Source organism: Vibrio sp. CCB-PB317, from assembly GCF_022808245.1.
GTDB lineage: Bacteria > Pseudomonadota > Gammaproteobacteria > Enterobacterales > Vibrionaceae > Vibrio > Vibrio diabolicus.
The window spans coordinates 77,091-103,243 of sequence record NZ_JALGNU010000004.1 but is presented as its reverse complement, the minus strand read 5'-3'; the positions used below and the strand labels follow the sequence as shown (position 1 = coordinate 103,243).

Here is a 26,153-nt window from a genome sequence, read left to right as displayed (position 1 = left end):
GGCTCCTTTTTTGTATTCATATTTTGGCAAATGCTATGCGTAGTACGTTTCTACCGCATCAATAAAAGCACTTACATCATCTTTGCTTAATGCGTTGATGCCTGCCGCCGCTTCTCGGCCGCCACCAGTTGAAAACTGTCCACACACGGCAACGGCGCCTTGTTTGTTGTTCAACGGGGCACGTAGAGAGACCGTGTAAGTGCCATCTGCATTTTCGGTGAGTACTGCATGAGCAGAATCTGGGTTTTGATTTGCCAGCCAATTGCCATAAACACCACTGATTCGACGTGATGCGGCCGTGTTTGGTAGTTCGAACAGCTTCAGCTTACCGCTCTCATGCGTGGCAGGCACTGCCAGAGCGGCATCCATATCTTGTCGGTAAGCAGATTGCAGTTGGTAGTAAGGCGAAGTTTTATCTTCAATTACATCAAATGGCGACGCGTACTTCAGCAAAGCTTGGTATAAATCCGCAGGATGGAAATGTAAGTCATCCACTTTCGAACCGTAACCGTTGTAATTAATCAAAGTGCCAAGCTCTTTAAGCTGCGCTTTCTGATCGTGTGACAATCCGACCTTGTCAGCCAATTCATCTGCTTTCGCGATCATGTTATCGCCATAAGCCGCCGTAATCGCCCATGTGTGAAAACGTCCATTTAGCAATTGATCGACAATCAACGCCGTACACATATTGGCATCGAGATCGATGTGCGCATCCAAGTTGCCATGCTGAGGAATATCACCCGCCTTATGGTGATCGGCGTAAAACACGTGCGCGCCTTGAGCCAATGCTTGCTCTAGGCCTACCATGTTCTTTTCCATCGAAATGTCTAACACCGTTAGCTCATCACCCGCTTGCACGTCTACTTTTTCCACCAGCTTGATATCGCGCTTTACACCAGTAATTAACTGAGCCTCGATAGGATCAGCCAAGCGTAATTGTAGAAGCGCAATGATGCCATCAGCATCGCCATTAAAAATGTCGTAATTCATGGAGCGATAGTTCCTTTATCGAGAGTCATATCCCAGAGAGGGCTGAACGGTATGAGGACTATTGTGCGTGGCATATTTGACAAGTCAACTCGAGCCACGACTCGAAAATGAGAGTGACTCTCGAAATATTAAGCAGTTTGACGTTTAACTGTGTAGATTGCTGACCGCATCTTCCAGTAACAGTAGCTGCTCTAAGCCCTGCTCAGTTGCTAATGGCTTAACGACATTAAGCATCTGCAACATCCCTTGCTTCACCATTTGCTCAGTGATGCTGGTTTTCGAAGCCATTGCAGATTGATACGCCAACCAGCTACACGCAATCAAATGCAACGTACACACCAGTGACTTCAACTGCTGTTGATCTACATTAAGCAGCTTCAGCGATACAAACTCTTGCATGATCGCAATGAGGTTCGCTTGCAGCTTTTCTTGCACATCGATGTACTGCTCATGTAACTGCTCATCTCGTGACAAGATCTCAGGTAGATTCGCGTAGAAAAAGCGGTATTTCCACATTAGCGTAAAGATGGAATCTAGGTAGCTCTTCAGCATAGTCAGGCTTTCTTGTGAGCCTTGAATAGGGGTAAATCTTTCTAAAAGTTCTGCTGAATAAAGCGCAAAGATCTCACGAACGATTTCTTGCTTATTGCGGAAGTGGTAATACAGATTACCAGGGCTAATTTCGATGTGATCGGCAATGTGATTGGTGGTGATGTTGCGCTCACCATGTTGGTTGAACAACTCCAGTGCCGCGTAGACTATTTTGTCGCGCGTTTTCATTGTTATCGTTTTCCCTCTTCATTAACGAATCGAGTATAGCGACTTCACCAACCTAGGTCGATAGAGGCTCCAAATACGGTAACATAACAGACCAGTTAGAATACCCGTTGAGTTGGCGACAAGGTCTAACCAAGAAGTTTGTCTTCCGACATACCCTTGTAGCCATTCGATGGCAGCACTAAATAATAAGATACCAATCGCCACCGCCCAACGTTGACGCCAACGCCACACGCAAAAGCAACCTAAAAACGCAAATCCGCTGTACGCCATGGCGTGCTGCATTTTATCAAGATACGCAATGTTGCCCCAGTCTTGCAACTCTCCCGAGCTCAACGATAAGTAAGCGATCAGTATTGCGTAGCTGAGAATGACCAAACGTGCAGCAGCCAAGTTCATTGAATATCCTTATGCGATTGGGAATGGAAAAGCCGTCACTTGATCAATGTGGTCACAGCCGAGCGCTAGCATGATCAAACGATCGATGCCTAACGCAACACCCGCACAATCTGGCAACCCTGCCTCCAATGCGGAGATCAAATGATAGTCGATTGGCTGCGGTTTTAAACCCATGTCGAGACGCTTCGCGTTATCTTGCTCAAAACGCGCCAGTTGCTCTTTCGGGTTATCGAGTTCATGGAACCCATTTGCCAGCTCAATTCCCTTAAAATACACCTCAAAGCGATCCGCAACACGATGGTCTTGAGGATTGATTTTCGCAAGCGCCGCCTGCGATGCCGGGAAGTCGTACACAAAAGCAGGCACATCCTGACCAATTTTGTGTTCGACTCCCACGCTAAATAGCAATTGCAGTAACGTATCGCGATCTTCTTCAGGCTCTGCAATGTCACTCAAACCCAGCTTGCTTGCCGCCGCTTTCAGCTCCGTCATCGAGCCTTCTAGTGGGCACACACCCAACACATCAATGAAGGCTTGTTGATACGTCATGCGCTGCGCTGCGCCACACTTCAATACCAGTTGCAACAGATCATCAATTTCATCCATCAATTTATGATGGTCAAAGCCAACGCGATACCACTCCAACATCGTGAATTCTGGATTGTGGTAACGACCATTTTCTTCGTTACGAAATGCTTTGTTGATTTGATAAATACAACCGCTGCCAGCCGCCAGCAGGCGCTTCATGTGGAATTCAGGGCTGGTCATAAAGAACAGCTTGCTACCATCGGCGTAACCCGGGCCAACAAACTCGGTTTGGAAAGTATGCAAATGAATGTCGGTCACGGTTGCGTGACTCATGGCTGGCGTGTCGACTTCCATCACCTGTCGATCAGCGAAGAATTGGCGAATCGACGCGATTAACGTCGCACGTTGACGAAGTTGGTCAATGGAAGCAGTAGGTTGCCAGTTGGTTTGCATAACAAGTCTCTCAAAACTCTAATTTAGCGCGTAAAAACCCATTCTACATGCTTTTCACTGTTCAACGAGAGGGGAATTTCCCTTCTCTATTCTCCCGTCACATTGTTCAAATTTGAGGCAAGCATTACTCGTGCCGCAGCACAAAAAACACTCAGTTAAAATCCTATTATCCATGCGGTTAATGTCACGCAACACAGGTTTAACATCCCTAATGTTAATGCTTGAGGGCCAAAACCTCGATGCCGTGATAGCAGTCACATAACCTATAAATTCTATGCCCTTAAGTGCATTACCGAAGCAAAAACCCAATTACATCAATTTTTCTGCCATGTGGCTCATCTACACTAACCCTACTACTTTTGGGGAGTTCTTTTTAAAGAGCACCTCGTAATGACAATAACAAGCGGATTTCCGCAATCACACACTGGAGGATAACTGTGCAAATTATCACCACAGATATCGCAGTCATCGGCGCAGGCGGCGCTGGTCTTCGTACTGCTATTGCAGCGGCTGAAGCAAACCCAGACTTAGAAGTCGCTCTGATTTCTAAAGTTTATCCAATGCGCTCCCACACGGTCGCTGCAGAGGGTGGCTCAGCAGCAGTTATCAAGGATGAAGATAGCTTAGACAACCACTTCAACGACACTGTTGGCGGTGGTGACTGGCTATGTGAACAGGACGTTGTTGAATACTTTGTAGAGAACGCGACTCGCGAAATGATCCAAATGGAGCAATGGGGTTGCCCATGGAGTCGTAAAGAGAACGGTGAAGTCAACGTACGCCGCTTTGGTGGTATGAAGGTTGAACGTACTTGGTTCGCTGCAGATAAAACTGGCTTCCACATGCTTCATACGCTATTCCAGACATCCATGAAGTACAGCAACATCAAACGCTTTGATGAGTACTTTGTGGTGGATCTGCTTGTTGATGAAGGCGAAGTTCAAGGTCTGATTGCTATTCACATGTCTGAAGGCGAGCTTGTTACTATCAAAGCAAAATCTGTTGTTCTAGCAACAGGTGGCGCGGGCCGTGTTTACCACTGTAACACCAACGGCGGTATCGTAACGGGCGATGGCATGGCAATGGCTTACCGTCACGGCGTTCCTCTACGTGATATGGAATTCGTTCAATACCACCCAACCGGTCTTCCTGGCACAGGTATCCTGATGACGGAAGGTTGTCGTGGTGAAGGCGGTATCATCGTTAACAAGAACGGCTACCGTTACTTACAAGATTACGGCATGGGCCCTGAAACTCCAGTTGGCCAACCGAAGAACAAATACATGGAACTGGGTCCTCGTGACAAAGTTTCTCAAGCTTTCTGGCACGAACAACAGAAAGGCAACACCATCAAACACCCACTGGGTGACGTGGTGCACCTAGACCTTCGCCACCTTGGTGAGGAGTACCTACAAGAGCGTCTACCATTCATCTGTGAGCTAGCAAAAGCTTACGTGAACGTAGACCCTGCAAAAGAGCCAATTCCAATTCGTCCAACGGTTCACTACACCATGGGTGGTATCGAGACAAACGGCGGCTGTGAAACTCGCATTAAAGGTCTATTCGCGGTTGGTGAATGTGCGTCTGTTGGTCTTCACGGTGCAAACCGTCTAGGTTCTAACTCATTGGCTGAGTTTGTGGTATTTGGTCGCGTAGCGGGTGAAAACGCAGTGAAACGCGCTGAAGAATTCAAAGGTTGGAACGAGTCTGCAATCGATGCTCAAGTGAAAGCAGTTGAAGAGCGCATCGCCAAACTGATGAACCAAGAAGGTGATGAGAACTGGGCAAACATCCGTACTGAAATGGGTCATACCATGGAAGCGGGTTGTGGTATCTACCGTCAAGAAGATTTGATGCAAGAAACCATTAACAAGATCACCGAACTAAAAGAACGCTACAAACGCATCAGCATTAAAGACAAAGGCAAAGTGTTTAACACTGATCTTCTGTACGCAATTGAAGTGGGTTACGGCCTAGAAGTCGCAGAAGCGATGGTTCACTCTGCGATTCTACGTAAAGAGTCTCGCGGCGCGCACCAACGTCTGGACGACGGTTGTACAAAACGTGATGACGTGAACTTCCTAAAACACTCACTTGCTTTCTACAAACCAGATTCAGCGCCAAGTATCGATTACAGCAATGTGACTATCACTAAGTCACAACCAAAAGCTCGTCTATACGGTGAAGCAGCAGAAAAAGCAGCGGCTGAAGAGAAGAACGCAGAGGAGCAAGCATAATGTCAGCAAATCGCATTCAAAAAGTAGACATTCTGCGTTATGACCCAGAAAAAGATGCAGAACCATACAAGCAAACATTCGAAGTGCCATTCGATGAAACCATGTCTGTGCTTGACGCACTGGGCTACATTAAAGATCACCTAGACAAAGATCTATCTTACCGTTGGTCTTGCCGTATGGCGATCTGTGGTTCTTGCGGCATCATGGTGAACAACGTACCGAAGCTTGCTTGTAAGAGCTTCCTACGTGATTACCCAGACGGTGTGACTATCGAGCCTCTAGCGAACTTCCCAATCGAGAAAGACTTGATTGTTGATATGACACCGTTCATCGAACGTCTTGAAGCAATCAAACCGTACATCATTGGTAACGACCGCAAACCAGAAGACGGTACGAACTTGCAAACGCCAGAGCAAATGGCGAAATACAAGCAGTTCGCTGGTTGTATCAACTGCGGTCTATGCTACGCGGCGTGCCCTCAGTTTGGTCTAAACCCTGAGTTCATCGGTCCTGCGGCACTAACGCTAGCGCACCGCTACAACCTAGACAGCCGTGACAACGGTAAAGATGAGCGCATGAAGCTTATCAACGGTGAAAACGGTGCTTGGGGTTGTACGTTTGTTGGTTACTGTTCTGAAGTTTGTCCGAAGAACGTTGACCCAGCAGCGGCAGTAAACCAAGGCAAAGTGGAGTCTTCTATGGACTTCGTGATTGCTATGTTGAAACCTGATGGTTCACCAAAGAAAGTGGAGGCATAAGGATGAGCAATCGTAAACCTTACGTTCGTGAAGTAAAACGCACTTGGTGGAAGAACCATCCTTTCTACCGCTTCTACATGCTACGTGAAGCGACTGTGCTGCCTTTGATCCTATTCACTCTGTTCCTAACTTTCGGTTTAGGTTGCTTGGTGAAAGGCCCTGAAGCATGGCAAGGTTGGTTGGATTTTATGGCAAACCCAATCGTAGTCGCAATCAACATCGTTGCACTACTAGGTAGCCTATTCCACGCTCAAACTTTCTTCAGCATGATGCCGCAAGTAATGCCAATTCGTTTGAAAGGCAAACTGGTGGACAAGAAAATCATCGTATTGACTCAGTGGGCCGCGGTTGCGTTCATCTCACTGATCGTTCTCATCGTGGTGTAAGGAGCTGAGCAATGAAACCGAATTATAGTGTAAACACATCACCAAAACGTTCTGATGAGCCAATCTGGTGGGGTCTGTTTGGCGCAGGTGGTACTTGGTTCGCGATGATCACGCCAATCACCGTTCTTGTGCTAGGTATCTTGGTACCACTAGGCGTGATTGACGCGGAAGCGATGAGCTACGAGCGTGTCTCTGCATTCGCAACCAGTATCATCGGTGCGCTATTCATCATTGGCACCCTAGCTCTACCAATGTGGCATGCGATGCACCGTGTACACCACGGCATGCACGACCTTAAATTCCACACTGGTGTGATAGGTAAAATTGCATGCTATGCATTTGCAGGCCTCATTACTGCACTAGCCGTTATCTTTATCTTCATGATTTAAGATACTGACCAAAAAGAAAAAGCTGGCTCTATGCCAGCTTTTTTATTGCTTTTGGTTACCTATGATCTTTTTGCTTGTTAAGCTTTTGACCACCCATGATCTTATTGCTGTATGACCTTCTTCGTTTGGTCCATAAGACCCAGGGCGCCAAAGCCAGTAATCACATCTAGGTTTGTTTTCAAGCCCGTTTCTTCGCTACCACCAATGTAGTTTTGTGGCATCTGAACTTGGAAGTTTTGCAAGTTGTTGTACAACGAGTTCGCTACGTCTCGATTCAACTCTGCCAAGTAAACTTCACGGTTTGCCCCTAACGCCGAGTACTTCGCTTTTAGGACTTCAGATTCTGCACGACCTTTCGCCAATATCGCTTTAGCTTCAAACTCAGCAGAAAGTGCGTTCGCCTTTTGAATGGCTAAGTTAGCCTCTGCGATAGCTAGCTCTTTCTCCTTCTCGACTTCAGCAAGTCGTTTGGTTTTTTCCACTTCAACGATTTCACGCTCTGCAATCTGACGTGCAACTTCCACTTCTTTTTGCTGAGCAATAATAGCGAGTTCTTTACCACGCTGAGCGTCTTGCACTTCACGTGTTCGCTGAATCTCTTTGCGTAACTGCTCGGTCTCTGCTTGTGCTTTTGACGTTTCTTGCTCCTGAATCGCGCGAATACGATCCGCCACTAAACGCTTTTTATCCGCCAATAGCTGATCCAATTGCTTTTCTGGCTGTGGATCACCAATGGTCACCTGCGTCACTTGAATGCCGTATTGTTGTAACGGGTTGTCTTGACGAATTGGTTGCCCGGTTTTATCTACAACTGGCACCGTTTTCCAAACCAGTTGATTGGTGCGCTGTAGTTGGTTCGCATTGGCCTGATTCGCCCCAACAGGCGCAAGATCCAACTCTTCCACTTCAACCTGACGTCGCTCTGTTAGATAAATCCCCTCTCGCAACTGATCGCCAAGTTTCGATTTGAACTGGTTCAAACCACCTTGGAAAAACTCTTCACCCGTGTATTGGGTAGCAGTAATCACCGTCACGTTACGTGCGTTCTTTACAAGCAGCGCATCAATCAAGTTACTGTTGTTACGGAACTCTTTGTGCATCTTCTTAACCGCTTCAGGGTCATTACTGAGCTTAAAGCGGAATGTTACGGGGATCTGTCCAATGTAGGTGTCGGCAAACCGAACCTGAATCGCATCAAGACGTTGATAAAAATCTTCGCCCTTGCTGTTACCGAATGACACAGTGATCACTTGGTCATACTTGGTGATTTTGGACAGAAATGGCATGCGAAAATGAATGCCAGGTTCAGTAAACACATCCAACTCACCAGTGATATTGTTCTGATGCACGTAGCTGTAACCTGCATCGGTCATCAGCACAGAGCTATTAATCGTTAAGCCTATTGCCAACAGCGGTACGCCAAACACCGCAGCTTTCAATCCTTTGTGTAGTAACTGACGTCTTTCTTCCACCTTTAAACCCCTTCCTAAGCCTCTGCTTTCCATTTTGTTCTCCTTTTTGGATTGTTACTGAGTTAAATCGATAAAAATCAGATTGCTATGCAACTCAACAACAAGAACTAATGTATCAAAATGTTACATTAAGGAATAATCGACAGATTCATGAAATAAATAAGATTTTTACGAATAATACAAAATCATCGAAAATTTGCGGAGGATATCGATTTTCTATGCAGGGACATTCAAGAGAGAATTACAGGCAATAAAAAAGGCCGCCGAAGCGACCTTTCAAACAATCAATCTAAAGTGCTTACTTGACACGGCCTACGTATTCAGCCGTACGAGTATCAACGCGAATCACTTCACCAATTGAGATGAACAGAGGAACACGAACAACAGCGCCAGTTGATAGCGTAGCTGGTTTACCGCCAGTACCTTGAGTATCACCTTTCAGGCCTGGATCTGTGTCTACCACTTCTAGCTCAACGAAGTTTGGTGGAGTAACAGTAATTGGGTTACCGTTCCAAAGTGTGATCATACAAGTGTTGTTTTCTACCAACCACTTAGCGTTGTCACCTACCGCTTTTGCGTCTGCTGCGATCTGTTCAAACGTTTCACTGTTCATAAAGTGGTAGAATTCGCCGTCTGAATATAGATAATCTAGGTCGATATCCATTACGTCTGCCACTTCACAAGTGTCACCAGACTTGAATGTTTTCTCTAGCACTTTACCAGAAAGAAGTTTACGAATTTTAACGCGGTTGAACGCTTGGCCTTTACCTGGTTTAACGTATTCGTTTTCCAGAATTACACAAGGCTCGTTATCAAGCATTAACTTAAGACCGCCTTTAAATTCATTGGTGCTAACTGTAGCCATTTTTTCCTCTTACATTCTTAGAGCTAAATTCAATGCCGCACATAATAACCCGAAAAGTCGAATCTGTTGAGCAAAACTGGCTCAAACAGTTGGCGAATGGGATCTCTGATCCTGCAAAATTGCTCGAAATACTGGAAATAGATCCTTCACCGTGGCAAGACGGGTTTGCCGCGCGCAAGCTGTTTGCACAGCGTGTACCGCAAAGTTTTGTCGATAGGATGGAGAAAGGCAACCCTAAAGACCCTCTTTTACGTCAGGTTTTACCATTAAGTGACGAATTTGAAGTACATCCGGGCTATTCCAACGATCCGTTAGAAGAGCAGGATAATGAAATCCCTGGTCTGCTACACAAGTATCGCAACCGCGCCCTAATGATTGTCAAAGGTGGCTGCGCGGTAAATTGCCGTTACTGTTTTCGTCGTCATTTCCCATATCAAGAAAATAAAAGCGGCAAGCAGGCATGGACAAAGTGCTTAGAGTACATGGCGCAGCAACCAGAGTTGAACGAAGTCATCTTCTCAGGTGGTGATCCATTAATGGCAAAAGACGATGAAATTCATTGGCTTTTAGAGCATATTGCTCAAATACCTCACATCAAACGTCTGCGTATTCATAGCCGTTTACCTGTGGTGATTCCAGCTCGCGTCACTGATGAACTATGCCAACTGCTGCAAGCATCAAGGTTACAAATCATCCTCGTGACTCACATCAACCATGCCAACGAAATCAATGACGAATTTGCTGAACAGATGTTCAAGCTCAAAAGAGCAGGCGTTACGCTTCTAAACCAAGGCGTTCTGCTGAAAGGCGTGAATGATTCGGTAGAAGCTCAAGTGGCGTTAAGTGAAGCCTTATTTGACGCGGGTATCTTGCCTTATTACCTCCACGTTCTTGATAAGGTGCAAGGCGCGGCGCACTACTTTATTTCGGACGAAGAAGCAAAAGCCATTATGCGCGGACTCATCACACGTGTATCGGGTTATCTGGTACCAAAACTGACACGAGAAATTGGTGGCAGGCCAAGTAAAACGCCATTAGATTTGCATTTAGAATAGGTCCTGACGCTCAATTAAATTTGTCGTCACGACCGTTCCTTTTTGTTCGCTTTGCACGGTAAGTCTATGCATACTCCGCTCTTTTGGAGGTCAAGATGCATACAGCACTCGAACAAATTTTCGATCTTGGCCCATTCAGCTGGCCTGCCCTACTATGCTGTGCCATTAATGGGCTAATGATCGGTATCGAACGCCAAACTCGTGGTAAACCTGTTGGCATTCGCACGGCAATTCTTATTATTTCAGGCACTTACCTGTTTATGTCGATGGCAGTATCGTTATCGCCAAATACGCTCGATCAAGCACGCGTACTTGGTCAGATTATTACTGGCGTCGGCTTCTTGGGCGCAGGCGTGATGATGACACTCGATGGAAAAATCCACGGCGTTACATCCGCAGCGGTTATTTGGGTACTGGCAGGATTAGGGTTGATGATCGGCTTGGGTTATTTAACGCAGTCGGTGGTCATTACCCTACTGGCTTTAACGGTGTTACTGGGCGTGGATAAAGCAGAAAACCACATCAAAGCATTGCGCCGAGGGGTTCACCAAAGAATTCAACAACGCAAAACCTCATCCCGCTTAATTAAATAGTTAACGCGCCGATAAACTCGCTTCACCCCATCAGTAATTAAAAAGCCCTCGACGAATATCGAGGGCTTTCGGTATCTAAAGATTCTGACTTGCTCAGGGATTATTTAGCGAAGTTGATGAGTGGGAAACACTTGAAGAAACCGTTATCCGCACAGTTCAAAAGACCAATTTGTACGCCATCAATTTGATCGGTCATGTTGAAGAAGCCAAACTGGAAGTTAGACTTTTTAGAGATACTCGCTAAGCCCACATCCGCCATGGTGTAGCCTTCAGAATAGTTCACCGCGCTCCAGTTCAAGCCTTTTACATTGTTCGTAATGTTGACAGCACCCAAGTTAACACCCGTCGTCTGACCTTGGTTCCAGTTAACTAAGCCTAAAGACGCACCTTTCATTTCTTGGTTTACCTTTGCTGCACCAAAAAACAAACCGAAGTTCACACCTGTCGTACGATCCGTTTCTGACATACCAAGCAGTGAAAAGTCGACACCTTTAACCTCATTCACCTGTCCATGCAACACAGCTAAACGAACACCACCAACTGACGAATTAGAAGGTGCGTTTGTGTTGTCGATAGTAGAGAACATCACAGGTGTACTGTCAGCAAGAGCAACTGGTGATGCGATAGCGGCTGCAACCGCCAATGACGTCATAAGCTTTTTCATTTTCATCTCCATGATGGGAAGCAACAATTTACAACATAGTGTAATGTTCAGATTTTGCGCTATCCACGTTCAAAAAGTGTTAGCGGTAGGTCAGATTTAACCATCTGACTCAAAAGAAAAAATTTTATCGCTTCTATTTTCATGTTTTTCCACTGACATTTCTTGAACTCGCCTCTCACAATCGAAGCCACATCAGAATGCTATATTTCTCGGATAACGCGCATAAAAAAGTCGAGGCAAATGCCTCGACTTTTAAAGGTTTGGTCGGTTATCTTTCCGCTATAAGGATTCCCTTAGAGCAAAGAGATAAGCTGGCTTACATCATGCCACCCATACCGCCCATGCCACCCATGCCGCCCATGTCAGGCATCGCTGGTGCGTCTTTTTGCGGTAGGTCAGTAACCATTGCTTCAGTCGTGATCATCAGACCCGCAACCGATGCTGCGAACTGTAGCGCAGAACGAGTTACTTTCGTTGGGTCTAGAATACCCATCTCTAGCATGTCGCCGTATTCGCCTGTTGCCGCGTTGTAACCGTAAGAGCCTTCACCCGCTTTCACGTTGTTCGCAACCACTGAGTCTTCCTCACCTGCGTTCTTCGTGATTTGACGGATTGGCGCTTCCATTGCACGTAGTGCAACGCGGATACCAACGTTTTGCTCTTCGTTGTCACCCGTTAGGTGAGCAATCTTAGATGCCGCGCGGATAAGTGCAACACCACCACCAGCAACAACACCTTCTTCAACCGCTGCACGAGTTGCGGCTAGCGCATCTTCTACACGGTCTTTCTTCTCTTTCATTTCAACTTCAGTTGCTGCACCAACTTTGATTACTGCAACACCGCCAGCCAGTTTCGCTACGCGCTCTTGTAGTTTCTCTTTGTCGTAGTCTGAAGTTGCGTCTTCGATTTGTTGACGAATTTGAGCTACGCGGCCAGAGATCATCTCTTCTTCACCGATACCATCGATGATAGTCGTGTTTTCTTTCGTGATAGAAACACGCTTCGCTTGACCTAGATCTTCTAGTGCTACTTTTTCAAGCTCTAGACCGATTTCTTCAGAAATCACAGTACCGCCAGTTAGGATAGCGATGTCTTGTAGCATTGCTTTACGACGGTCACCGAAGCCAGGTGCTTTCACTGCTGCAACTTTCACGATGCCACGCATGTTGTTGACAACCAATGTTGCTAGCGCTTCGCCTTCTACATCTTCTGCGATGATAAGCAGTGGACGAGACGCTTTCGCTACAGCTTCTAGCGTTGGAAGAAGTTCACGAATGTTTGAGATCTTCTTATCAACTAGAAGGATGAATGGGTTTTCTAGATCAACACTGCCTGACTCTTGGTTGTTGATGAAGTAAGGAGATAGGTAACCGCGGTCGAACTGCATACCTTCTACTACGTCTAGCTCATCTTGTAGCGCCTGACCTTCTTCAACAGTGATAACGCCATCACGGCCCACACGCTCCATTGCTTCAGCAATGATGTTACCTACGCTTGCGTCTGAGTTTGCAGAGATAGTACCAACCTGTGCGATCGCTTTCGTGTCGTTACATTCAACAGAAAGCTCTTTTAGTTGCTCTACTGCTGCTGCTACTGCTTTGTCGATACCACGCTTAAGGTCCATTGGGTTCATACCCGCTGCGACTGCTTTTAGACCTTCGTTTACGATAGATTGTGCTAGTACTGTTGCTGTTGTTGTACCGTCACCTGCCGCGTCGTTTGCTTTAGACGCAACTTCTTTAACCATTTGTGCGCCCATGTTCTGGAATTTATCTTCCAGTTCAATTTCACGCGCTACTGATACACCATCTTTCGTGATAGTCGGTGCACCAAAAGATTTGTCTAGAACGACATTACGTCCTTTAGGACCCAGTGTTACTTTTACTGCGTCAGCCAGAACGTTTACACCTTCTAGCATTTTAACTCGTGCGTCATTACCAAATTTAACGTCTTTAGCAGCCATCTTTGATTTCCTTTCTAAAATTCTTTGTGTGTAATTTCGTAATTGAATCTGAGCAAAAAATTACTCAATGATTGCTATTATTCAACGATCGCCATGATGTCGTTTTCAGACATGACAAGCACTTCTTTACCGTCGATTTTTTCAGTTTTTGTACCGTAACCTTCAGCGAAGATAACAGTATCACCAACTTTAACGTCCAGCGGCAGTACTGTGCCGTTTTCTAGGATGCGGCCTTTACCCACAGCTAGAACAACACCGCGAGTTGATTTTTCTGCAGCAGAACCAGTCAGAACGATGCCACCAGCAGACTTAGATTCAACTTCTTTACGTTCAACGATAACTCGGTCATGTAATGGACGAATGTTCATCGGTCGTCTCTCCTGAAAATTTCCATGTTTATTTGATAATTGTCCTTAGGGACTGTAGCCCCAGACACGTGATCCCTATATAAGGGGTCGAAGCAGCGATCCCAAGGGGGTGGCACAAAATTTTTGTGACTTAGTTAAAATAACGAACAACTAAGCAACGGTTTGCGTTCGAAATGCTCACTCGCCCAGCATCTCGCTTTCTTGTATCCTTGCAGTTTGCTCACCACATAGTTGTCATACATGCAGGAAAATAACAAGCTGGAACCCCAAGCGACCGATAAGCATGGTTTGTTGACCGCACCCATTCCTGAAACGCTGCGGAAAATGACCGTCCCCATGACCATGGGCATGATCGCGATTTTGATGTTTAACTTGGTGGACACGTTTTTTATATCGTTGCTTGGTACTCAAGCGCTAGCGGCGATCAGCTATACCTTCCCTGTAACCTTTGCGGTTAACTGCATCACGATGGGGATAGGGATGGGTCTATCGACCAATATTGGTCGCTTACTTGGACAAGGTCACGCCCCACAAGCCGCTCGGTTTACCACTCACGGTTTGTTATTAGCGGTGTTACTCGTGGCTATCGCCTCTTCGATTGGCTTTGCCACTATTGCCCCACTGTTCCGCTTTCTTGGCGCAGCCTACGACCTAATTCCACTCATCGAAGAGTACATGCAGGTGTGGTATCTCACCATTCCATTGTTGGTGATCCCAATGGCGGGCAATAGCGCGATACGAGCATCTGGGGATACAAAAACACCCGCCAAAATCATGATGTTGGCGGGCTTGATTAACGGCATGCTCGATCCACTACTGATCTTCGGACTTGGCCCATTCCCCGAGCTTGGCATCCAAGGTGCGGCAATAGCCAGTGCTTTTAGCTGGTTAGGTGCACTATGTGGCTCATTCTATGTGCTAGTTAAACGCGAAAAGTTGCTCGCTCAACCCCAATGGTCCTTGCTGAAACAAGATTGGCAGCAAACGTTAAAAATCGGCACTCCTGCCGCACTGTCGAACGCGATGAATCCATTGTCCGGTGCCATTCTGATGATGCTGTTATCCAACCACGGTACAGCAGCAGTTGCGGCTTACGGTGCGGCGCAGCGTATTGAGTCTATTTTGATCCTAGTCTTGATGTCTCTGACCTCAGCACTCACGCCATTCATGGCACAAAACTTAGGGGCGAAAAACCCTCAACGCGCCTTTTCCGGCTTATTTATCAGCATGCGTTTTGCGGTGGTGTTCCAAGGGTTTATCTTCTTGATGATGGTGCCATTGAGTATTCCTCTAGCGGCATTGTTCTCGCAGGAAGAAGCAGTTAAAAATCTGCTGTGGCATTACCTGCTTGTGGTGCCGTTCAGTTATGGTTTTCAAGGCATTGTGATGATGTTAATCAGTGGGTTGAATGCGATGCACAAACCATTACGAGCATTCCAATGGAGCTTTATGCGTTTGTTTGTGTTTACCCTGCCATCGGCATGGATCGGAAGCCAAATTTACAGTATTGAAGGCTTGTTTATAGGTATCGCTGTGGGGAATACGTTAGGTGGCCTACTTGGCTATATGTTTGCACTGCGCGAACGTAAATTGACGCTCATTGAACAGAGCAGCGCTTCGTAAGATTTTGTCCGATGCGTCAGCTTCCTTTTGCTGATACTCAAATACAAAAAAACCGCGGAAAGCCGCGGTTTTTCTTTATCTATTTCAAACTTGCTTAGAACAGTTCTTCAGCAACTTTGTATAGATCGTTGCGTACTGGACGCTTCATGTTTTCGATCGCGTCGATGATGTCGTGGTGAACAAGTTGCTCTTTCACGATACCTACACAGCGACCGCCATGACCTTCAAGCAGTAGGTGAACAGCGTAGTTACCCATGCGAGATGCTAGAACGCGGTCAAATGCCGTTGGACGACCACCACGTTGGATGTGACCAAGTACTGTTGCACGAGTTTCACGACCTGTCGCCGCTTCGATGTCACGAGCCAGTTCATTGGCATCCATCATTAGCTCAGTCAACGCGATGATTGCGTGTTTCTTACCTTTTGCGATGCCGTCTTGGATGTTGCTGATCAGCTTGTCTTTGTCTAGGCCAGTTTCTGGAGTGATGATGTACTCACAACCACCCGCGATTGCAGACATCAGAGTTAGGTCACCACAGTGACGACCCATGATTTCTACAATTGAAATACGTTGGTGAGATGAAGAAGTATCACGTAGACGGTCGATCGCATCGATAACTGTGTTTAGTGCACTTAGGTAGCCCACTGTGTAGTCAGTACCAGCGATATCGTTGTCGATTGTGCCTGGAAGACCGATACATGGGTAACCCATCTCAGTCAGTTTCTTCGCACCCATGTACGAACCGTCACCACCGATCACGACTAGCGCATCAATACCATGTTTTTTCAGGTTCTCAATCGCTTTTTCACGCACTTCCACTTCTTTGAATTCAGGGAAACGTGCAGAACCTAGGAACGTACCACCTTTGTTGATCACATCTGAAACGCTAGAACGATCTAGCTTCTCGATGCGGCCTTCGTATAGGCCTAGGTAGCCGTCGTACACACCGAATACTTCCAATCCCTCGGATAGTGCTGTACGTACTACGCCGCGTATCGCCGCGTTCATACCAGGTGCGTCACCGCCACTTGTTAAAACACCGATCTTCTTAATCATGCTCACCCTCGATCTTTGGCAATCAATTATTTAATTTTCTTTTAGGCCCCTTGTTACCAAGCAACCTGCATAATCCAGAACTGTGCGTTATGTTACATTTCCTCTACAGGATTACCAATGAAAACGCACTTTTTTATGTAACTTTTCTACTTATGTAAGAGTATTACAGTTTCTCTATGAAACTTTGTTGATTCACATCAGGATCACGAATCTTAATAAGTATTGATGGAAAGATAGTCAATAAGTGCCTGTTTGTCGTCAGGCACTTATGGATTTTTCGAGCCCTACCAATCTTGCGCTTTTTGCTCTTTCTCTGGCCCAAAAACGACAGACAATGGATCTTGATGGATCAAAACATCCGCATCAGGAAACAAAGCTAAAAGGTTTTCTTCAACTTTATCGGCAATATAGTGCGCTTCGATTAAACGTAAGTTATCGTCTAGCTCCAAGTGCAACTGAATAAAGCGTGTCGGTCCTGACATACGGGTGCGCAGTTGATGAACCCCAAGAACCCCTTTCACATTCAAACATTCATTGCGGATTTGCTCCAATTCGGAATCCGGCAGCTTTCGGTCTAATAACGTCTGAATCGCTTCGCTGACCATTTTGAAGGCGCTGTAAAGAATGAAGACACCAATGCCAATCGCAAACACCGCATCCGCTTGTGTCACGCCAAAGTAGCTGAGTCCCAGAGCCACCATGATCGCAGCGTTCATATACAAATCAGTCTGATAATGCAGAGAATCTGCCGCGATTGCTTGGCTCCCTGTCACGCGTACCACATGTTTTTGGAACATCACCAAGCCAAGTGTGACCACAATCGCAAACAGCGATACATAAACACCGAGCTCCGGCGCATGTAGTGCGTGTGGACGGAAAAATCGGTCAATCCCGTTCAGGATCAAAAACACCGCCGACCCCGAAATAAACATCGCCTGAGCCAAGGCCGCTAGAGACTCAGCTTTACCATGCCCAAACGTATGTTCGCGGTCTGCTGGTTGTAAGGCATAACGGACAACAACGAGATTTACCACCGACGCGGCGATATCCAACATTGAGTCGATCAGTGATGCCAATAGGCTAACTGAGCCGGTTACCCACCACGTGATGACTTTTACAATCAAGAGAAGAGTCGCCACAATAGTTGCAGTCCAAGCTGCGGTCGTCACTAAACGTGCATATTGCTGTTTCATAATCAAAGAGTTAACTCAAACCATACGTTGAGTATATTGAATGCCCATGAAATAACCAGATCAAAAAAGAGGCAACCAATGGCTGCCTCTTTATATAACATCAATTCATGACTTAATTATTGCGGTATTTTTCCATGCGCTTATGCATTCTGTCGCCACACTCTTGCATGCGTTCATTTTGCAACTTCACAAACTCTGCTTTTTGTTCTGGCGTTAATACGCTCAGCATTTGGTGCTTTCTTTCTAGCATTTGCACACGGTGCTCAGTTTGGCGTTCAACCATTTCTTTTGCTAATGCGGTCGCTTGCGCTTCATCAAAACTATCCGCTAGTAAGAGTGACTGCATTTTTGCGTGGTGTGCTTGTCGCTCAGCCATACGAGCTTCGCGATTTTCAGAATATTTGCCTTTCATCTGTGCGCGGTTTGCTTCACGGAAAGACTTAAGCTGATCTTTTTGAGCATCCGTCAAATTCAAATCACGCATAATGCCGCGGTCCATTCCCATGCCACATTCATCACGCGGACCTTGATGATGGTTTTTACCACCGTAAGCGAATGCGCTTGCTGCGCCGAGAGTAAGAGGTAGAACAACAGCAGCTAACACAAGTTTTTTTGCAGATTTCATAATTTGATTCCTTACACAGGTGAGTGATTCTTCTGAGCTGTTCTCACAGCGCTTGAGTATAGAATACGACCCACTAGGTAAAGCGACGTATAGGGAGCGTAAAGAATCGTAAAGAGTGATTTTTACCCTCTTCGCAGCACATCATTCCAATGTAATATTAAGCTATCGGTAACTTACTATAGGTGCCCCCATGGCAAACATTCTTTTAATTGATGACGATATCGAGCTAACCAGCTTATTAAAAGAAGTACTCAGTTTCGAAGGATTTGACGTCAGCGAAGCAAACGATGGCGAAGCAGGCTTAGCTGCGGTCAATGATAAGATTGATTTGATTTTGTTGGATGTCATGATGCCGAAGCTAAATGGCATGGAAACCCTTAAACGCTTGCGTGAAAACTGGGAAACTCCTGTCTTGATGCTGACCGCTAAAGGGGAAGAAATTGACCGCGTGATCGGTTTAGAGCTAGGCGCGGATGATTATTTACCGAAACCTTTTAGCGACCGTGAACTGTTAGCACGTATTCGTGCGATCTTACGCCGTACCAGCAGCACACAGAAAAACACCAAAAACAGCGATTGCATTGAGTATCAAGAGCTCCGTCTTTACCCAGGTAAACAAGAAGCATACTGCGATCAACAGTTGCTCGATCTCACAGCAACCGAGTTTGCTCTGTTGACCCACTTTGTGCAAAACCCAGGACAAGTGCTAACTAAAGAAACATTGAGCCTAGATGTGCTTGGTAAACGACTCGCTGCTTTTGATCGCGCGATCGATATGCATGTTTCGAACTTACGTAAAAAATTACCAGATCAGAGCAATGGCAAGCCGCGAATCAAAACCCTGCGTGGTCGTGGCTATATGCTGCTTGAGGAGGATTAATGCGCCTATCACGCATCAAACTGCCAAACATCAATAGCTTGTATGGACGCATCTTTGCCATTTTTTGGTTCACTATGTTATTGGTGTTGATAGCCGTGCTATCACTGCCACATTTGGACCCTCGCAAAGCTCGCGACATTCCAGAAGAGCACTATAAACGTATGGTAGAAACGCGTGACGCAATCCAACAAAAATACAGTCAGCAAACTGATTTAGGTCGAATACTATTTCGTATCGAGGGTAACCGTCACGGTAAGCATTACCCTCGTCCGCGCGTATTTTTTTCTGACTACAGCGGTAATGTTCTTACGACAGAAAAACGCAGTAATTTCCAATTACGTGCCATGCAAAACTTTGTCACCAGTATCGAAGATTACAACCAGCCAAAGCAGAAACTGTATGGTCGATACATGATTGCAGGTCCAATCCCGATAACTTTGGCTGGCTCCGATATCTTGATGTATGTGGGCTTCAAGTGGAATGAGCCACCACCACTACTCTTGCGTCTGTTTGATCACCCATTCCAGCTGTTGCTCGCGGTCATGCTGGTTAGTACACCATTGCTGTTATGGCTTGCCTGGGCACTAAGTCAGCCAGCGCGTCGTCTTGAAGCCGCCGCTCAACGTGTGGCGAAAGGCGAATTTGTCACAGACCCAAATTTAGAAAAAGGCACGGCAGAGTTTCGTCAGGCTGGCAGCAGCTTCAACCAGATGGTCGAGGCGGTTAATCAAATGATTTCAGGACAACAACGCCTGTTATCCGATATCTCTCACGAGCTGCGCTCACCTTTAACTCGTCTACGCATGGCAAGCGCATTAGCAACGCGTAAACAAGGCGAAAGCCCAGAACTGACTCGTATCGATACCGAAGCGCAGCGCTTGGAACAGATGATCAGCGAATTGCTTGAACTGTCTCGCATGCAGGCGAACAGCCATATGACTCGCGAAACGCAGCCACTGGAAAGTTTGTGGGAAGAGATCATTAAAGATGCGCAGTTTGAAGCTGAGCAAATGGGTAAGCACCTACACTATTCTGAACTGCCAAAACGAAGTATCTCCGGCAATCCTAAACTGCTGATGAGTGCGGTGGAAAACATCGTTCGTAACGCCATTTATTACGGGAAAGATGAGGTGCAAATCGACATCAAGGCCGATGATGATACGCTGCATATCACGGTTGATGACAATGGCGAGGGCGTTCCTGAAGAAGAATTAGCCGCGATTTTTCGTCCGTTCTATCGCGTTTCAACGGCCCGCGATCGCCACTCCGGCGGCACGGGTCTCGGCCTAACCATTACCGAAAGTGCCATCCGCCAGCACAGTGGAACGATCGTCGCCAGTCGAAGTCCGTTAGGCGGATTGCGCATGAGTATCACCTTACCTATCAATCGTTAACTTCAAGCCGATGAGCTAACAGTAAGCCACACCCTATTTCTAGAGTGAGAGATTCACGGCTTCATCTTCACTTTAGAAATTGGGTGGGAACGCCTTCGAATACCCTTACAAAGATCAAAGTTGATAATAATTATCGTTAGCATTAAAGTGAATTTTCCAATTAAGGAGGATTTACTATGTCACATACATTTCCCGCTCTGCCTTACCCGTACGATTCACTAGAGCCGTACATCGACGCGAAAACCATGGAAGTGCATTACAGCAAACATCACAAGACTTATTTCGATAAGTTCGTAAGTGCCGTTGAAGGGAGCGAGCTCGAAACTCAGTCATTAGACGAGATCTTTGACAATATCTCTAAGCTCAGCCCTGCAGTGCGTAATAATGGCGGCGGCTACTACAACCACATCATTTATTGGAATTGCATGTCTCCAAACGGTGGCGGTGAGCCTCAAGGCGCACTTGCTCAGGCAATTAACGATAAATTTGGTAGCTTTGCGCAATTTAAAGAAGCGTTTGCCCAAGCCGCGATTAATACCTTTGGTTCTGGCTTTGCATGGTTGATCGTAAAAGATGGTGAGATTCACATTACGTCCACCAGCAATCAAGACAACCCTCTGATGGACGTAGTGGATGTACGCGGCGAACCAATCCTCGCATTAGACGTGTGGGAGCACGCGTATTACATCAGCTACCAAAACCGTCGCCCAGAATACATTGACGCATGGTGGAACGTCGTCAACTGGCGAGCGGTTGAAGAAAATTACGCTCACGCTCTATTATAAAGAGCATCGATACTTACGGTATTAACGTCCGCGCTAATGCCTGCTTTCATACCCAGGTCAATCTTGCTGAATCTCGCATATCTTGCTGACTTGGGTATATACTGCCCCTCTATTTGACCAACTCTATTTCAATACCATGTTTGATATCGCTTTATACGAACCAGAAATCGCGCCGAACACCGGCAACATCATTCGACTTTGTGCCAACTGCGGTGCAAACCTTCACTTAATTGAACCTCTAGGTTTCGATCTTGAAGAGAAGAAAGTCCGCCGCGCTGGTTTGGATTACCATGATTTAGCTCGCGTAACGCGTCATAAGAACTATCAAGCATTCTTAGAATATTTAGAGAAAGAGAAACAAGGTAACTACCGATTGTTTGCCTGCACCACCAAAACCACAGGTCACCACGTTGATGCACAATACCAAGCAGGTGACGTATTGATGTTTGGTCCAGAAACTCGTGGCTTGCCTGCTGAAATCATCGATAGCTTGCCAATGGAGCAGCGTATCCGCATTCCAATGATGCCAGATGCGCGCAGCCTAAACCTTTCGAACGCCGTTGCGATCATTGCTTTTGAAGCATGGCGTCAAATGGGGTTTGAAGGCGCGTTGTAAGCACCACGAATTCCAAACACAAAAAAGGGCGCTTAGTGCGCCCTTTTGTTTTCTTTACTCTCTGACTCAATCAGTTGAGCTTGTTGCGATCATCATCGTCTTTACGCTCGTATTCCCCTTCAAAGGTATTGCCATCGTCTGACTGGGAATTAAATGGGTCACGGCGGAACGGGTCTTGCTCAAATGGCCCTTGGCTAGAGAAACCACCTTGGAAGCCACCACCATGCATGGTTTTCACCACCATTTTACTCATCAAGTATTTGGCAATCGCGGCGCGTGGCGCAGGAAGCAACACCAGCATACCAAGAGCATCGGTCATAAAGCCCGGTGTTAACAGCAGCACGCCAGCCACCGCTAGCATTACACCTTCAAAAATTTGCTGGGCTGGAATTTCACCTTGTTCCAGACGCCCCTGCACCGACATCAGAGTTTGGATGCCTTGGCTGCGCACCAACGATGCACCGACAAATGCCGTGATTAATACTAATGCGATAGTCGGCCATAAACCTAAAAAGCCGCCCACCTGAATAAATAAGCCGATTTCAATGATCGGGACAAAAATAAACGCCAATAATAAGATAGGAAACACACGCCCTCCTTTGTTTAATTCAGTGTAATGGTAAAAGCGGACTAAGCTCAAACGAATCGTTGTAAAAAAGCGTGTTCATACTGGTCTCTTCCTACGCAGAAAAAGTGGTAGTGGAGTGTTTCATTCAATTGCATACCGATTTTTTCGTGCTTTTAAAGTGCTAATTTCGAACTCTAAAAACCCATGTTTGTCGAGGAAAATCGAGTACCCATAAAGGGTTATTAATAACCCGTTCATACTTTGCAAATTATTGACTCATGAAAAACGAAAAAGGTGATCTAGTTACTATTTTTATGCGCTAGGTGCAGTATCATGTGCCACATAAGTCAGGACGGATTTTCCAGCCAAAAATTCTGATGAATGGATTCTAGATTGCAGAAATGGCTAATAAATAACTTTATTATCAGAATTATCATCTAAGGATCCTGCTATGGCTACCCTATCTGATGCTCCAAAAACAGCAAACCCAGCCACTCGTATTGAAGAAGATCTATTAGGTCAACGTCATGTCCCTGCAGATGCGTACTACGGTATTCATACGCTACGTGCAATCGAGAACTTCAACATCTCTAATATGACCATCTCTGACGTACCAGAATTTGTACGCGGCATGGTAATGACCAAAAAAGCAGCGGCGTTGGCAAACAAAGAACTTGGTGCGATTCCAAAAGACGTTGCAAACTACATCATCGAAGCGTGTGATTTGATCCTAGAAACTGGCAAGTGCATGGATCAGTTCCCATCAGACGTATTCCAAGGTGGTGCGGGCACTTCCGTGAACATGAACACGAACGAAGTGATCGCAAACGTTGCGCTTGAGCTAATGGGTAAAGAGAAAGGTCAATACGAATTTGTTAACCCAAATGACCACGTAAACAAGAGCCAATCAACCAACTGTGCGTACCCAACGGGTTTCCGTATCGCGGTTTACAACAGCGTACACAAACTAATGGAAGCAATTGAGTACCTAAAAGGCGCATTCGAACTTAAAGCAATTGAGTTTAAAGATGTACTGAAAATGGGTCGTACTCAGCTACAAGACGCGGTACCAATGACTGTAGGTCAAGAGTTCCACGCTTGGGCAGTAACACTAAACGAAGAGATTCGTGCTCTAGATTACACCTCTAAACTACTCCTAGAAATCAACCTAGGCGCAACCGCAATCGGTACAGGTCTAAATACACCGACTGGCTACCAAGCTCTTGCAGTAAAACACCTAGCGGAAGTAACAGGTCTTGACGTTGTTGCGGCAGAAGACCTTATCGAAGCGACTTCTGACTGTGGCGCATACGTAATGACGCACAGTGCACTAAAACGTCTAGCGGTGAAACTATCGAAGATCTGTAACGACCTTCGTCTACTTTCTTCTGGCCCTCGCGCAGGTCTAAATGAGTTGAACCTACCTGAAATGCAAGCAGGTTCTTCAATCATGCCAGCAAAAGTAAACCCAGTTATCCCAGAAGTAGTAAACCAAGTTTGCTTTAAAGTTCTAGGTAACGACAACACGGTTTCTTTCGCAGCAGAAGGCGGTCAGCTACAGCTAAACGTAATGGAACCAGTTATCGCACAAAGCATGTTTGAGTCTATCTCTCTACTACACAATGCGTGTGTGAATCTACGTGATAAATGTATCGACGGCATCACAGTCAATAAAGAGACTTGTGAAAACTACGTTTACAACTCAATCGGTATCGTCACTTACCTAAACCCATACATCGGCCACCACGAAGGTGACATCGTAGGTAAGATTTGTGCGGAAACCGGTAAGAGTGTTCGCGAAGTTGTGCTAGAGCGCGGTCTGCTAACCGCAGAAGAGCTTGATGAAATCTTGTCAGTAGAAAACTTCATGCATCCAACTTACAAAGCGAAACGCTACGAGTAATAACTAATTCGAAGGGGGCCACTCAGGCCCCTTTTTTAGGCTCTCATACGGTTAACCACATTTTTTATATGCTTTTATTGCCATTAGGCCACTGGGTTCTAATTCTCTGAGCATTTACTCCTGTTCCTGAGTGTTCAAAAAATCAGAATCAATAAAAAACTAAAGAGGTATCAATATGGTCATGGTCGAACTCTTCGTGGTTCTGCTCTTCATCTATTTGGGGGCTAGAATCGGCGGTATCGGCATTGGTTTTGCCGGTGGTGCTGGGGTCATTGCGTTGTCTTTGATCTTGGGCGTACCAACAAGCCAAGCTTACATTCCCGTTGACGTAATTTTAATCATCATGTCGGTCATCACGGCCATCGCAGCAATGCAAGTGGCTGGTGGTTTAGACTGGATGGTGCAAGTTGCTGAAAACTTTTTGCGCAAGCATCCTGAGCGCATCACCTTTTATGCGCCTATCGTAACTTACCTAATGACATTAATGGCGGGTACTGGCCACACGGCATTCTCTACTTTGCCAGTAATTGCAGAAGTCGCGAAAGGTCAAGGTGTGCGCCCTTCTCGTCCTCTGTCTATTGCGGTTGTCGCATCGCAAATCGCGATCACTGCCTCGCCAATCTCAGCGGCTGTTGTAGCGTTTGCGGCAATGCTGCACCCATTTGGCGTTGACTACCTAACACTACTAGCAATCTGTATCCCAACGACGTTCATCGCGTGCATGATCGGTGCGTTCGTGGCGAACTTCATGGGCTGTGAGCTAAAAGACGATGCTGAATACCAAGAGCGTCTAGAAAAAGGCTTAATCAAGCTAAATACAGAAGCAAAACGCGAAATCCTACCAACAGCGAAAAAAGCAACCTTCATCTTCCTAGGCGCAATCGCATTCGTAGTGTGTTACGCAGCAGCAATTTCTGGCTCTGTTGGCCTTATCGAGAACCCTGCTCTAGGTCGTAACGAAGCTATCATGACGGTAATGCTAGCAGCCGCGGCAGCTATCGTAATGAGCTGTAAAATCGACGCTGGCAAAATTCCAGCCGCAGCAACATTCCGCTCTGGTATGACAGCGTGTGTGTGTGTTCTTGGTGTGGCATGGTTAGGTTCTACGTTCGTTAACGCGCACGTTGACGGCATCAAAGAAGTCGCTGGAGCACTACTAGCAGACTACCCATGGATGCTAGCGCTTGTTCTATTCTTCGCGTCTATGCTGCTTTACTCGCAAGGTGCAACCACGGTTGCGCTGATGCCAGCAGCACTTGCTATCGGTGTGGCACCACTAACCGCCGTTGCATCTTTCGCAGCAGTAAGTGCGCTATTCGTACTGCCAACTTACCCAACGCTTCTAGCAGCGGTTGAGATGGACGACACGGGTTCAACGCGTATCGGTAAGTACGTATTCAACCACCCATTCTTTGTACCTGGTGTGGTAACCATTGCTTCTGCGGTAGCACTTGGCTTCGCATTCGGTGGTCTACTGATCTAGTAGAAACAGAGTCTTACTCGGGGAGCTTCGGCTCCCTTTTTTATTGCCTGTCGTCTTGAATTATGCTCAATAAATCTTCATTTTCATGAAACTTATTGACTCGCCTCCGGGTCTGATTGAGTTACACTA

General features: G+C 46.3%; 26 protein-coding genes. 13 read left to right on the top strand and 13 right to left on the bottom strand.

Going from position 1 to position 26,153, the window contains the following annotated elements; all coding sequences use genetic code 11:
• Positions 1-33: 33 nt before the first annotated feature.
• The 4 genes from MTR11_RS22695 to epmA all read right to left on the bottom strand — a co-directional run bounded on the left by MTR11_RS22695 (position 34) and on the right by epmA (position 3,147).
• A complete protein-coding gene (locus MTR11_RS22695) occupies positions 34-990 on the bottom strand; it encodes a DHH family phosphoesterase (RefSeq protein WP_243328451.1) in 957 nt (318 codons plus the stop codon).
• Between the two features lie 144 nt (positions 991-1,134).
• Positions 1,135-1,770 (bottom strand): TetR/AcrR family transcriptional regulator, encoded by a 636-nt coding sequence (locus tag MTR11_RS22690; RefSeq protein WP_005395413.1) that lies wholly within the window; start codon positions 1,768-1,770, stop codon positions 1,135-1,137.
• Positions 1,771-1,791: 21 nt separating this feature from the next.
• Complete coding sequence (locus MTR11_RS22685; RefSeq protein WP_005395414.1) at positions 1,792-2,166, bottom strand: VanZ family protein; 375 nt, start codon at positions 2,164-2,166, stop codon at positions 1,792-1,794.
• 9 nt (positions 2,167-2,175) lie between these two features.
• On the bottom strand, positions 2,176-3,147 hold the full coding sequence (gene epmA / locus MTR11_RS22680) for an elongation factor P--(R)-beta-lysine ligase (protein ID WP_243328450.1): 972 nt from the start codon (positions 3,145-3,147) through the stop codon (positions 2,176-2,178).
• 437 nt (positions 3,148-3,584) lie between these two features.
• Here epmA and frdA point away from each other — a divergent pair, with 437 nt between their 5' ends.
• From frdA to frdD, 4 genes are read left to right on the top strand one after another with little or no spacing between them, the layout of a single operon-like run.
• Positions 3,585-5,384 (top strand): fumarate reductase (quinol) flavoprotein subunit, encoded by a 1,800-nt coding sequence (gene frdA, locus MTR11_RS22675; RefSeq protein WP_243328449.1) that lies wholly within the window; start codon positions 3,585-3,587, stop codon positions 5,382-5,384.
• Positions 5,384-6,142 (top strand): succinate dehydrogenase/fumarate reductase iron-sulfur subunit, encoded by a 759-nt coding sequence (locus tag MTR11_RS22670; RefSeq protein ID WP_005381489.1) that lies wholly within the window; start codon positions 5,384-5,386, stop codon positions 6,140-6,142. Before frdA ends, MTR11_RS22670 begins: the two co-directional genes overlap by 1 nt.
• Before the next feature lie 2 nt (positions 6,143-6,144).
• Positions 6,145-6,528, top strand: coding sequence for a fumarate reductase subunit FrdC (gene frdC / locus MTR11_RS22665; protein WP_005395419.1), 384 nt, complete (start codon positions 6,145-6,147; stop codon positions 6,526-6,528).
• Between the two features lie 11 nt (positions 6,529-6,539).
• Entirely contained in the window at positions 6,540-6,917 is a 378-nt protein-coding gene (gene frdD / locus MTR11_RS22660; RefSeq protein WP_005381493.1) for a fumarate reductase subunit FrdD, read from the top strand.
• Between the two features lie 101 nt (positions 6,918-7,018).
• Here frdD and MTR11_RS22655 read toward each other — a convergent pair whose 3' ends face one another.
• Together MTR11_RS22655 and efp are read right to left on the bottom strand one after the other, a co-directional pair.
• On the bottom strand, positions 7,019-8,422 hold the full coding sequence (locus MTR11_RS22655; protein WP_005395423.1) for an SPFH domain-containing protein: 1,404 nt from the start codon (positions 8,420-8,422) through the stop codon (positions 7,019-7,021).
• A 265-nt stretch (positions 8,423-8,687) separates the two neighbouring features.
• Positions 8,688-9,254, bottom strand: a complete 567-nt coding sequence (gene efp, locus MTR11_RS22650) for an elongation factor P (protein ID WP_005395425.1) — start codon at positions 9,252-9,254, stop codon at positions 8,688-8,690.
• A gap of 32 nt (positions 9,255-9,286) precedes the next feature.
• Between efp and epmB the strand changes: the two genes are divergently transcribed.
• Entirely contained in the window at positions 9,287-10,309 is a 1,023-nt protein-coding gene (epmB, locus tag MTR11_RS22645; RefSeq protein ID WP_054868162.1) for an EF-P beta-lysylation protein EpmB, read from the top strand.
• A 95-nt stretch (positions 10,310-10,404) separates the two neighbouring features.
• Positions 10,405-10,902 carry an MgtC/SapB family protein gene (locus MTR11_RS22640; RefSeq protein WP_005395427.1) on the top strand — a complete coding sequence of 166 codons (498 nt, stop codon included), beginning with the start codon at positions 10,405-10,407 and terminating at the stop codon, positions 10,900-10,902.
• Positions 10,903-11,002: 100 nt separating this feature from the next.
• On the opposite strand, the gene MTR11_RS22635 is transcribed toward MTR11_RS22640, so the two are convergent.
• From MTR11_RS22635 to MTR11_RS22625, 3 genes are all read right to left on the bottom strand, one after another.
• Positions 11,003-11,566, bottom strand: a complete 564-nt coding sequence (locus tag MTR11_RS22635; protein WP_005395435.1) for a VC2662 family protein — start codon at positions 11,564-11,566, stop codon at positions 11,003-11,005.
• 316 nt (positions 11,567-11,882) lie between these two features.
• Positions 11,883-13,529 (bottom strand): chaperonin GroEL, encoded by a 1,647-nt coding sequence (groL, locus tag MTR11_RS22630; RefSeq protein WP_005381509.1) that lies wholly within the window; start codon positions 13,527-13,529, stop codon positions 11,883-11,885.
• Positions 13,530-13,606: 77 nt separating this feature from the next.
• A complete protein-coding gene (locus MTR11_RS22625) occupies positions 13,607-13,897 on the bottom strand; it encodes a co-chaperone GroES (RefSeq protein ID WP_005381516.1) in 291 nt (96 codons plus the stop codon).
• 240 nt (positions 13,898-14,137) lie between these two features.
• Here MTR11_RS22625 and MTR11_RS22620 point away from each other — a divergent pair, with 240 nt between their 5' ends.
• Positions 14,138-15,520 carry an MATE family efflux transporter gene (locus tag MTR11_RS22620; RefSeq protein ID WP_134648271.1) on the top strand — a complete coding sequence of 461 codons (1,383 nt, stop codon included), beginning with the start codon at positions 14,138-14,140 and terminating at the stop codon, positions 15,518-15,520.
• 94 nt (positions 15,521-15,614) lie between these two features.
• On the opposite strand, the gene pfkA is transcribed toward MTR11_RS22620, so the two are convergent.
• The 3 genes from pfkA to MTR11_RS22605 all read right to left on the bottom strand — a co-directional run bounded on the left by pfkA (position 15,615) and on the right by MTR11_RS22605 (position 18,395).
• Positions 15,615-16,577: a 6-phosphofructokinase gene (gene pfkA, locus MTR11_RS22615; protein WP_048626679.1), complete on the bottom strand. Its 963-nt coding sequence runs from the start codon at positions 16,575-16,577 to the stop codon at positions 15,615-15,617.
• 284 nt (positions 16,578-16,861) lie between these two features.
• Positions 16,862-17,770, bottom strand: coding sequence for a CDF family cation-efflux transporter FieF (gene fieF / locus MTR11_RS22610; protein ID WP_005397530.1), 909 nt, complete (start codon positions 17,768-17,770; stop codon positions 16,862-16,864).
• Between the two features lie 112 nt (positions 17,771-17,882).
• Entirely contained in the window at positions 17,883-18,395 is a 513-nt protein-coding gene (locus MTR11_RS22605; protein ID WP_005397532.1) for a CpxP family protein, read from the bottom strand.
• 190 nt (positions 18,396-18,585) lie between these two features.
• Here MTR11_RS22605 and MTR11_RS22600 point away from each other — a divergent pair, with 190 nt between their 5' ends.
• From MTR11_RS22600 to trmL, 4 genes are all read left to right on the top strand, one after another.
• Positions 18,586-19,275: a response regulator gene (locus MTR11_RS22600; RefSeq protein ID WP_005397534.1), complete on the top strand. Its 690-nt coding sequence runs from the start codon at positions 18,586-18,588 to the stop codon at positions 19,273-19,275.
• A complete protein-coding gene (gene cpxA / locus MTR11_RS22595; RefSeq protein ID WP_243328448.1) occupies positions 19,275-20,669 on the top strand; it encodes an envelope stress sensor histidine kinase CpxA in 1,395 nt (464 codons plus the stop codon). The genes MTR11_RS22600 and cpxA overlap by 1 nt, the downstream gene beginning before the upstream one ends.
• Before the next feature lie 176 nt (positions 20,670-20,845).
• On the top strand, positions 20,846-21,454 hold the full coding sequence (locus MTR11_RS22590) for a superoxide dismutase (protein WP_005397537.1): 609 nt from the start codon (positions 20,846-20,848) through the stop codon (positions 21,452-21,454).
• Between the two features lie 136 nt (positions 21,455-21,590).
• Entirely contained in the window at positions 21,591-22,070 is a 480-nt protein-coding gene (trmL, locus tag MTR11_RS22585) for a tRNA (uridine(34)/cytosine(34)/5-carboxymethylaminomethyluridine(34)-2'-O)-methyltransferase TrmL (protein WP_005382381.1), read from the top strand.
• A 70-nt stretch (positions 22,071-22,140) separates the two neighbouring features.
• Here trmL and MTR11_RS22580 read toward each other — a convergent pair whose 3' ends face one another.
• Entirely contained in the window at positions 22,141-22,659 is a 519-nt protein-coding gene (locus MTR11_RS22580; protein WP_243328447.1) for an FxsA family protein, read from the bottom strand.
• A 430-nt stretch (positions 22,660-23,089) separates the two neighbouring features.
• Here MTR11_RS22580 and aspA point away from each other — a divergent pair, with 430 nt between their 5' ends.
• Positions 23,090-24,541 (top strand): aspartate ammonia-lyase, encoded by a 1,452-nt coding sequence (aspA, locus tag MTR11_RS22575; RefSeq protein WP_005397540.1) that lies wholly within the window; start codon positions 23,090-23,092, stop codon positions 24,539-24,541.
• 175 nt (positions 24,542-24,716) lie between these two features.
• Positions 24,717-26,024 carry an anaerobic C4-dicarboxylate transporter gene (locus MTR11_RS22570; protein WP_005382378.1) on the top strand — a complete coding sequence of 436 codons (1,308 nt, stop codon included), beginning with the start codon at positions 24,717-24,719 and terminating at the stop codon, positions 26,022-26,024.
• Positions 26,025-26,153 lie beyond the last annotated feature (129 nt).

Coding starts and splice junctions, on each gene's coding strand:
- MTR11_RS22695 (WP_243328451.1), bottom strand. CDS start 990: ATGAATTACGACATTTTTAATGGCGATGCTGATGGCATCATTGCGCTT.
- MTR11_RS22690 (WP_005395413.1), bottom strand. CDS start 1,770: ATGAAAACGCGCGACAAAATAGTCTACGCGGCACTGGAGTTGTTCAAC.
- MTR11_RS22685 (WP_005395414.1), bottom strand. CDS start 2,166: ATGAACTTGGCTGCTGCACGTTTGGTCATTCTCAGCTACGCAATACTG.
- epmA (WP_243328450.1), bottom strand. CDS start 3,147: ATGCAAACCAACTGGCAACCTACTGCTTCCATTGACCAACTTCGTCAA.
- MTR11_RS22670 (WP_005381489.1), top strand. CDS start 5,384: ATGTCAGCAAATCGCATTCAAAAAGTAGACATTCTGCGTTATGACCCA.
- frdC (WP_005395419.1), top strand. CDS start 6,145: ATGAGCAATCGTAAACCTTACGTTCGTGAAGTAAAACGCACTTGGTGG.
- frdD (WP_005381493.1), top strand. CDS start 6,540: ATGAAACCGAATTATAGTGTAAACACATCACCAAAACGTTCTGATGAG.
- MTR11_RS22655 (WP_005395423.1), bottom strand. CDS start 8,422: ATGGAAAGCAGAGGCTTAGGAAGGGGTTTAAAGGTGGAAGAAAGACGT.
- efp (WP_005395425.1), bottom strand. CDS start 9,254: ATGGCTACAGTTAGCACCAATGAATTTAAAGGCGGTCTTAAGTTAATG.
- epmB (WP_054868162.1), top strand. CDS start 9,287: ATGCCGCACATAATAACCCGAAAAGTCGAATCTGTTGAGCAAAACTGG.
- MTR11_RS22640 (WP_005395427.1), top strand. CDS start 10,405: ATGCATACAGCACTCGAACAAATTTTCGATCTTGGCCCATTCAGCTGG.
- MTR11_RS22635 (WP_005395435.1), bottom strand. CDS start 11,566: ATGAAAAAGCTTATGACGTCATTGGCGGTTGCAGCCGCTATCGCATCA.
- groL (WP_005381509.1), bottom strand. CDS start 13,529: ATGGCTGCTAAAGACGTTAAATTTGGTAATGACGCACGAGTTAAAATG.
- MTR11_RS22625 (WP_005381516.1), bottom strand. CDS start 13,897: ATGAACATTCGTCCATTACATGACCGAGTTATCGTTGAACGTAAAGAA.
- MTR11_RS22620 (WP_134648271.1), top strand. CDS start 14,138: ATGCAGGAAAATAACAAGCTGGAACCCCAAGCGACCGATAAGCATGGT.
- pfkA (WP_048626679.1), bottom strand. CDS start 16,577: ATGATTAAGAAGATCGGTGTTTTAACAAGTGGCGGTGACGCACCTGGT.
- fieF (WP_005397530.1), bottom strand. CDS start 17,770: ATGAAACAGCAATATGCACGTTTAGTGACGACCGCAGCTTGGACTGCA.
- MTR11_RS22605 (WP_005397532.1), bottom strand. CDS start 18,395: ATGAAATCTGCAAAAAAACTTGTGTTAGCTGCTGTTGTTCTACCTCTT.
- MTR11_RS22600 (WP_005397534.1), top strand. CDS start 18,586: ATGGCAAACATTCTTTTAATTGATGACGATATCGAGCTAACCAGCTTA.
- cpxA (WP_243328448.1), top strand. CDS start 19,275: ATGCGCCTATCACGCATCAAACTGCCAAACATCAATAGCTTGTATGGA.
- MTR11_RS22590 (WP_005397537.1), top strand. CDS start 20,846: ATGTCACATACATTTCCCGCTCTGCCTTACCCGTACGATTCACTAGAG.
- trmL (WP_005382381.1), top strand. CDS start 21,591: ATGTTTGATATCGCTTTATACGAACCAGAAATCGCGCCGAACACCGGC.
- aspA (WP_005397540.1), top strand. CDS start 23,090: ATGGCTACCCTATCTGATGCTCCAAAAACAGCAAACCCAGCCACTCGT.
- MTR11_RS22570 (WP_005382378.1), top strand. CDS start 24,717: ATGGTCATGGTCGAACTCTTCGTGGTTCTGCTCTTCATCTATTTGGGG.